This is a genomic window from Streptomyces sp. NPDC127097 (genome assembly GCF_042724075.1).
Taxonomy (GTDB): Bacteria; Actinomycetota; Actinomycetes; order Streptomycetales; family Streptomycetaceae; genus Streptomyces.
This window is the reverse complement of record NZ_JBHXFI010000111.1, coordinates 1-7665: the sequence shown is the minus strand read 5'-3', so window position 1 is coordinate 7665 and position 7665 is coordinate 1. Positions and strand designations below refer to the sequence as shown.

Below are 7665 nucleotides of genomic sequence, written 5' to 3'. Positions count from 1 at the left end.
GTGTTCTCGGAGATGTGTATAAGAGACAGGTGTTGCTCGCCGAGCAACACCCACGGCGGGACAGCCGAAAACGTGGGTTAAAAATCTGGCCGCTCAGGGTCGAAGGCGGCCACCCCTTCCGTGGGGGACGACGCCACCGCGAAGTGGCGACGGGGGATACGACCCGCCCGATACGCCAGCCGGCCCGCCGCCGAGGCGTACCGCATGGCGGTGGCCATCAGTTCGGGCTCCTGTGCGCGGGTCACCGCGGAGGCCAGCATGACGGCCGCGCAGCCCAGTTCCATGGCCAGGGAGACGTCCGAGGCGGTGCCGGCGCCGGCGTCGAGGATGACGGGGACGGTGGCCCGCTCGGTGATCAGCTGGAAGTTGTGCGGGTTGCGGATGCCCAGGCCGGAGCCGATCGGTGAGCCCAGCGGCATGATCGCGGCGCAGCCCACGTCCTCCAGCTTGCGGGCCAGCACCGGGTCGTCGTTCGTATAGGGCAGCACGGTGAAACCGTCGTCCACCAGGGTCTCGGCGGCGTCGAGGAGCTCGATCGGGTCGGGCAGCAGGGTCCGCTCGTCGGCGACGACCTCCAGCTTGACCCAGTCCGTGCCGAGCGCCTCACGGGCGAGCCGGGCGGTGAGCACCGCCTCGCCGGCGGTGAAGCAGCCCGCGGTGTTCGGCAGTACCCGGATCTTGTGGCGCTCCAGTACGGACAGCACCGAGCCCTGCACGGTCGGATCCAGCCGCCGCATGGCGACCGTCGTCAGCTCCGTACCGGAGGCGAGCAGCGCCCGCTCCATGATGTCGAGACTGGGCGCACCGCCGGTCCCCATGATCAGGCGGGAGGTGAAGGTGGTGCCGGCGAGGGTGAACGGATCGTCGGTCATGTCTGCGGATCAGCCTCCCTGGACCGCGGTGAGCACCTCGACGCGGTCGCCGTCGCCGAGCGGGGTGGTGGGCCACTGGGTGCGCGGCACCACGGTTTCGTTGACCGCCGCGGCCACCCCGGCGGGTGCCTGGGACAGCGTCGCGACGAGCCGGTCGAGGGTGAGCCCGCCGGGGATCTCACGGGCCTCGCCGTTGACGGACACGGACACGGTGGACGCGCTCATGCGCCGGCCTCGCTTCGTTCGGCGGGCCGGCCGTCGCCGCCCGCGCACCTGTTCACGGTTCGCTCGATGCGCTCGCTCATACGGGCTGCTCCTCGGGGGCACGGGTGCGTTCCGGCCCCGGGGTGGTGGGGGAGAAGCGTGCGGGGGAGAAGGGGCGGGCCTCTTCGGGGAGGCTCCCGGTGGCCAGGACCTCGGCCATCGCGTCACCGGTGACCGGCGTCAGCAGCACCCCGTTGCGGTAGTGGCCGGTGGCCAGGTGGAGGCCGGGCAGTGCGGTCGGCCCCAGGAGCGGCGCGTTGTCGGGGGAGGTGGGGCGCAGCCCGGCGCAGGTCTCGGCCAGCGGCAGTTCGGTGATGCCGGGGACCAGCTCATGGGCGTCCCGCAGCAGCTCGTAGACCCCGCCCGCGGTCACGGTGGTGTCCCAGCCCAGCTCCTCACTGGTGGCGCCGACGACCAGTTCGCCGTTCTCCCGCGGCACCAGGTAGAGGGGACCGCCGCGGACGACGGCCCGTACGGTGCGCGACAGGAAGGCGGGACGGCCCGCGGGCACCTCCGGCAGCCGCAGCCGCAGCACCTGGCCCTTGACCGGCCGCACCGGCGGCAGCACCGCCTCGGGAACACCGGCGAGACCGCCGCTGTGGCTGCCCGCCGCCAGCACGACCTGACCCGCCGACAGCCGGGTGCCGTCGGCCAGTTCGGCGCCCGTGGCGCGCCCGCCGCCGACCGTCAGCTGCACCGCCGCGCTCCGGTGGAACGCCACTCCGGCGCGCTCACACGCGGCCAGCAGGGCGCTCACCAGCCGGCGCGGATCGACCTGATGATCGCCGTCCACCCGCAGCCCGCCGCGCACCCCGGGGGCCAGCATCGGCTCCAGGCGGCGGCACTCGCGCCCCGTGAGCCACTGCGAGTCCAGTCCCGAGCGGGTCTGGAGCGCGTGCAGCTCGCGCAGATGGGCACGGTCGTCGGCGTCCAGCGCGACGGCCAGGGTGCCGCACCGCCGGTAGCCGATCCGCTGCCCGGCGGCCTCCTCCAGCTCTTCGGTGAACCGCGGATAGCGCTGCGCGGAGGCGAGATTGAGGCCCAGCAGGGTCTGCTCGCCGTAGTGGAGTTCGGTGACCGCGGCCAGCATCCCGGCCGCGACCCGGGCCGCGCCGCCGCCGGGCGCGGGATCGGCCAGGGCGACGGTCAGTCCGCGGCCGGCCGCCCGCCAGGCGGTGACCAGGCCGATGATGCCGCCTCCGAGGACGAGCACATCGGGACACGGCGCGGCCGGTCCCGTCGGTGTGGCAGGTGGATGCATGATCCTTCAGCCCCTCCCTTCGCCGGCATGACCCGGATCAGGTTCGTACGGTCGGAGGCCGGCCAGCCTCCCTCTCAGCCCGGTCCGTCCGGGCTCCCGCGAGTGCGTGTATCCGTCACCCTAATACGGGGCCGCGAGACGCCGTAAGGCACGGCATCCGGTCCCCAGGGGCCCGGATCCCGGGGCGGCCGACGGTGACGGTGTGTCAGAGATCTCCTTGCGTGCTGCTGCGAGCGGCGTCGCGGACCGTCCTAGAGTGATCGGGTGAGCGAGCAGAGCAAGTCCTCCCAGACCCCTGACCGCACGCCGCGCGTCGTGATCGTCGGCGCGGGAATCGCGGGTGTGCAGACCGCGGTCGCCCTGCGCGAACAGGGCTGGCGCGGCGCGATCACGCTCCTCGGCGACGAGCCCCACCAGCCCTACGACCGCCCGCCACTGTCCAAGGCGGTCCTGCTGGGCAAGGCCGAGGGCTCCACCTTCGACATCGACTTCGCCGGGCTCGACATCGAGCTCCGTCTGGGCCACCCGGTCACCGCCCTGCAACCGGACGCCCACCTCGTCGAGACCGCCGACGGCCCGGTCCGCTACGACTACGCGGTCCTCGCCACCGGTGCCGACCCGATCATGCTGCCCGGCAGCGAAGGCATGCCCGGCGTCCATCTGCTGCGCACCCTCGACGACGCCGAGCGGCTGCGTCCGGTGCTCGCCGCCCAGCACGAGATCGTGGTCGTCGGGGCCGGCTGGATCGGCGCCGAGTTCGCGACCGCGGCCCGGGAGGCGGGCTGCGCGGTCACCGTCGTCGAGGCCGCCGACCGTCCGCTGGCCGGTGCGCTGCCCGCCGAGGTCGCCACCCACATGACCGGCTGGTACACGGACGCCGGCGCCGAGCTGCGCACCGGCGCCCGGGTCGCGTCCGTCACCGCGGGCGCGGTCACCCTCGCGGACGGCGCGACCCTGCCCGCCGACGCGGTGGTCATCGGGATCGGCGCCCGGCCCGCGACCGCCTGGCTGGCCGGCTCGGGCGTCGAGGTCTCCCCGCAGGACGGCTCCGTCCTCGCCGACGACCGGCTGCGCGCCTCCGTGCCCGATGTCTACGCGGTCGGCGACTGCGCCTCCTTCCCGTCGGCCCGCTACGGCACCCGCCTGCTGATCCACCACTGGGACAACGCCCTCCAGGGCCCCCGTACGGTCGCCGAGAACATCGCCCGCGGTGACGCCGAGGGGCTGGTCTACGACCCCGTCCCGTACTTCTGGTCGGAGCAGTTCGGCCGCTTCGTGCAGTACGCGGGCCATCACGGCAACGCCGACGAGCTGGTCTGGCGCGGTGACCCGGCCGGGGCCGCCTGGTCGGTGATCTGGCTCCGGGAGGGCCGGCTCGTCGCGCTGCTGGCCGTGGGGCGGCCGCGGGACCTCGCCCAGGGGCGCAAGCTGATCGAGCGGGGCGTCGTACTGGACCGCGAGCGGGCCGCGAACGCGTCCGTACCGCTGAAGTCCGCCGCCGTGTAGGGCGCCGCGGCCGCCGGTTGCCGGGCGGCCGCCGTCACCCTCCGGTGTGCACGAAGCCCCTGATGGCGATGCCCGGCTACCGGCTGTCAGTGCGAGGTGGCAGGCTTGTCCTGTGACCGAGATTGACGCAAACATCGATGGACTCGTCCCCGCCTGGCTCACCCTCCCCGACATCGCCGAACAGCTCGGCGTCGAGGTGACACGCGTCCGGCAGCTGGTCAAGGAGGGCCAGCTGATCGCGGTGCGCCGCGGCGAGAACCGGGCGCTGCATGTGCCCGCCGATTTCATCAAGGACGACAAGGTGGTCAAGGGCCTCGTCGGCACCCTCACCCTCCTCAAGGACGACGGCTTCACCGACGAGGAGATGCTGGAGTGGCTGTTCACCCCGGATGAGACCCTGCCCGGCACGCCTGCCCAGGCGCTGCGCGAGAATCGCGGCACGGAGGTGAAGCGCCGGGCCCAGGCGCTCGCCGTCTGACCCGCCCGGCGCGGCGCGCTCCCGTCCCGTCGCCGCACCCGCATCCGTAACCGCACCCGAGGGGCGTACGTCCGGAAGGCCCGGCCGTACGCCCCCGACCTGGGGGGAAGCCGCCCGATGAGCACCGCACGACAGGCCCTGTCCGACGCCCGGCTCTATCTCTGCACCGACGCCCGTCAGCGGCAGGGCGATCTGCCGCAGTTCCTGGACGCGGTGCTCGCCTCGGGCGTGGACATCGTCCAGCTGCGCGACAAGGGCATGGAGGCCGGTGAGGAGCTCCGGCACCTGGAGGTCTTCGCGGACGCCTGCCGGCGGCACGGCAAGCTGCTGGCGGTCAACGACCGGGCGGACGTCGCCCACGCGGCCGGCAGCGAGGTGCTGCACCTCGGCCAGGGCGATCTGCCGGTCCCGGCCGCCCGCGCCGTCCTCGGCCCGGACGTCCTCATAGGCCGCTCCACCCACGCCGAGGCCGAGGTGGACGCCGCGCTCACCGAGCCCGGCGTGGACTACTTCTGTACGGGCCCGTGCTGGCCCACCCCCACCAAGCCGGGCCGCCACGCCCCCGGCCTCGACCTGGTCCGCTACACCGCCGCCCAAGCCCCCGAGCGCCCCTGGTTCGCGATCGGCGGGATCGACGCCGGGAATCTGGACGATGTACTGACCGCCGGCGCCCGCCGGGTCGTCGTGGTCCGCGCGATCACCGAGGCGGACGACCCGGGAGCGGCGGCCGCCGCCCTGGCCAAGCGCATCCGGACCTGGGACGTCTGAAGGCTGCCTGGCTGGCTGGGATCGCTGCCCGGCGGCGACCTCCGGACGAGCGGCGGTGGATTTCTGTCGTCCGGTTTCTGTCGTCCGGGCGACCGGAAAATGTCCAACCAGTGGACATGAACCCGACCAACCAGGCATTACGCCGAAGACGGTTGGTGTGCGCCCCGCTGCTGGTTAACCTGCCGGTATGGCCCTAGGTACAGCTTCCACCAGGACTGATCGTGCGCACACGGTGCGCGAGCTGCTTGCTTCCGGCAAGCAGTCCTATTCGTTCGAGTTCGCCGCCCCGAAGACCGAGAAGGGTGAGCGGACCCTGTGGAACGCCATTCGTCGGATCGAGGCCGTCTCCCCGACCTTTGTCTCCGTGACGTACGGCGCCGGCGGCACCTCCCGTGACGGCACGGTGCGTGCCACCGAGCGCATCGCCACCGACACCACCCTGACCCCGGTCGCCCATCTGACCGCGGTCAACCACTCCACGGCGGATCTGCGCAACATCATCGGCCAGTACGCCGACGCCGGGATCCGCAATATGCTCGCGCTGCGCGGCGACCCGCCCGGCGACCCGATGGGCGAGTGGGTCAGGCACCCCGACGGCGTCGGCTACGCGGCCGACCTGGTCCGGCTGATCAAGGAGTCCGGCGACTTCTGCGTCGGCGTCGCGGCTTTCCCCGAGATGCATCCGCGCTCGACGGACTGGGACACCGATGTGGCACACTTCGTCGCCAAGTGCCGGGCCGGTGCGGACTTCGCCATCACCCAGATGTTCTTCTACCCGGAGGACTACTTCCGTCTCCGGGACCGGGTCACGGCCGCGGGTTGCTCCACGCCGATCATTCCGGAGATCATGCCGGTGACGAACGTGCGCCAGATCGAACGGTTCGCTCAGCTCAGCAATGCGGCGTTCCCGCCCGAGCTGGCCGAGCGCATCCTGGCCGTCAAGGACGATCCCGCGGCGGTACGCTCCATTGGGATCGAGTACGCAACGGACCTGTGCGCACGCTTGATGGCCGAGGATGTTCCCGGGTTGCACTTCATTACCCTGAACCACTCCACGGCGACCCTGGAAATCTACGAGAATCTGGGGCTGCACCAGCAGTCCTGATCACGGTGGCCGGCGAGCGGCGGAAGAGGGGCGTATATGGGCTGGACGATCCTCTACATCGCATTCGGTCTGGTCGCCCTGTGGCTGCTCGGTGAGGTGCTGCTCCAGTACAAGGCGCGGCTGCGCTGGCGGTTGCTCGCCTTCACCGGCTTCCTCGCCGTGGTCATCGGCGTGATCATCCCCTCGGTGATCGTGATCGGGCTGGGCCTGATCGCCTTCGCCATCGGGCAGACGCAGGTCACGCTCTCCTTCCGCCGCGGCTTCACCACCGGCTGGGCGCTGGGCGGCAAGCCCGGCGAGAGCCGTCGCCGACGGGGCCGCCCGGCCGGCCCGCCGCCCGCCGAACCGACCCTGGAGGTCTCCGGCCTGGAGGCGGTCCCGCCCACCGGCGGCCCCGCCCCGGTTCCCGACGGCGGCCCGGACACCTTCGAGAGCACCGGCGGCTTCCAGAGCCGGGACGCCTTCGACAGCACCGGCGGCTTCCAGAGCCAAGACGCCTTCGCCGCGCAGGAAACCATGATCGGCCCGGGCGCCTTCCCCGCGCAGGACACCTTCGCCGGGCAGGGCTCCTACGGCGGGCCGGGCTCCTACACCTACAACGCCGACGACGGCTACCGGAGCCAGGACCCGTACCAGCAGCAGGACCAGGACGCCTACGCCACCCAGCCGTTCGCCGTCCAGGACGACTACACCCGGGCCGACGCCACCGCCGTCTACGCCCCGCAGCCGATGCCCGACGAGACCGGCCAGTACGGCATCTACAGCCCCGATGCCCGAGGCCAGCAGAACGACTACGGCTACGACGCCTACAACGGCGCCGCCGCCAACGGCAACGGCTATGCGTACGACGGGAGTTACGGCCAGGGCCCCGCCGCCCAGGACCCCTACGGCGACCCGTACGCGGCCTACGGCGACAACCCGGGCCAGGGCGGCCAGGCGCCCTACGCCGACCCGTACCTCGGCACCCAGCAGTACGCCGCGCCCTACGACCCGTACGAGCAGCCGGACCCGTACGCCCAACCGCCCTACGGCGCCCAGCAGTACGACAGCCAGGGCCAGCCGCTGGGCCCGTACCCCGGCCAGGGCTACGGAGAGACCCCACCCGGCGGCGTCTGGGTCCCCCAACAACGCGACACGGACCTCCCGCCCGAGCAGCCCTATCCGCCTTACCAGCAGCCGGGCTACGACGGTCAGCAATATCGTTATTGATTCCCACGCTTTCGGCCGTGGGCTGCGCCCTTGCCTGCTTCCCACGTTTTCGGCTTTCCCGCCGTGGTGGTTTCTCGCCGTTTGTTGCCCGCTTGCGCGGTGCCACCCGCTGCGCTTTGCCTCGGCCGGCGTTTGTGGCTGACTCGCCGTTGCTCCCCCACTGCCTGAAGGGCGTGGGAGGTACCCCCACGCGGCGGGCGGT

General features: G+C 72.3%; 8 protein-coding genes and 1 riboswitch. Of the genes, 5 read left to right on the top strand and 3 right to left on the bottom strand.

From position 1 onward, the window contains the following. Window positions 1-77 precede the first annotated feature (77 nt). The 3 genes from ACFWJW_RS37430 to thiO all read right to left on the bottom strand — a co-directional run bounded on the left by ACFWJW_RS37430 (window position 78) and on the right by thiO (window position 2397). On the bottom strand, window positions 78-872 hold the full coding sequence (locus ACFWJW_RS37430) for a thiazole synthase (RefSeq protein WP_387249830.1): 795 nt from the start codon (window positions 870-872) through the stop codon (window positions 78-80). A gap of 9 nt (window positions 873-881) precedes the next feature. Beyond that, a complete protein-coding gene (thiS, locus tag ACFWJW_RS37425; RefSeq protein WP_042161997.1) occupies window positions 882-1097 on the bottom strand; it encodes a sulfur carrier protein ThiS in 216 nt (71 codons plus the stop codon). 76 nt (window positions 1098-1173) lie between these two features. Then, complete coding sequence (gene thiO / locus ACFWJW_RS37420) at window positions 1174-2397, bottom strand: glycine oxidase ThiO (RefSeq protein WP_387249826.1); 1224 nt, start codon at window positions 2395-2397, stop codon at window positions 1174-1176. Continuing rightward, window positions 2395-2507, bottom strand: a riboswitch (TPP riboswitch). Its footprint overlaps the gene before it by 3 nt. Before the next feature lie 154 nt (window positions 2508-2661). Here thiO and ACFWJW_RS37415 point away from each other — a divergent pair. The 5 genes from ACFWJW_RS37415 to ACFWJW_RS37395 all read left to right on the top strand — a co-directional run bounded on the left by ACFWJW_RS37415 (window position 2662) and on the right by ACFWJW_RS37395 (window position 7463). Beyond that, on the top strand, window positions 2662-3903 hold the full coding sequence (locus ACFWJW_RS37415; RefSeq protein ID WP_387249824.1) for an NAD(P)/FAD-dependent oxidoreductase: 1242 nt from the start codon (window positions 2662-2664) through the stop codon (window positions 3901-3903). A 112-nt stretch (window positions 3904-4015) separates the two neighbouring features. After that, window positions 4016-4381: an Rv2175c family DNA-binding protein gene (locus ACFWJW_RS37410; protein ID WP_042162000.1), complete on the top strand. Its 366-nt coding sequence runs from the start codon at window positions 4016-4018 to the stop codon at window positions 4379-4381. Between the two features lie 117 nt (window positions 4382-4498). Further along, complete coding sequence (gene thiE, locus ACFWJW_RS37405; protein ID WP_387249822.1) at window positions 4499-5149, top strand: thiamine phosphate synthase; 651 nt, start codon at window positions 4499-4501, stop codon at window positions 5147-5149. A 187-nt stretch (window positions 5150-5336) separates the two neighbouring features. Beyond that, window positions 5337-6254: a methylenetetrahydrofolate reductase [NAD(P)H] gene (gene metF / locus ACFWJW_RS37400; RefSeq protein ID WP_387249819.1), complete on the top strand. Its 918-nt coding sequence runs from the start codon at window positions 5337-5339 to the stop codon at window positions 6252-6254. A 36-nt stretch (window positions 6255-6290) separates the two neighbouring features. After that, complete coding sequence (locus ACFWJW_RS37395) at window positions 6291-7463, top strand: hypothetical protein (protein ID WP_387249816.1); 1173 nt, start codon at window positions 6291-6293, stop codon at window positions 7461-7463. Window positions 7464-7665 lie beyond the last annotated feature (202 nt).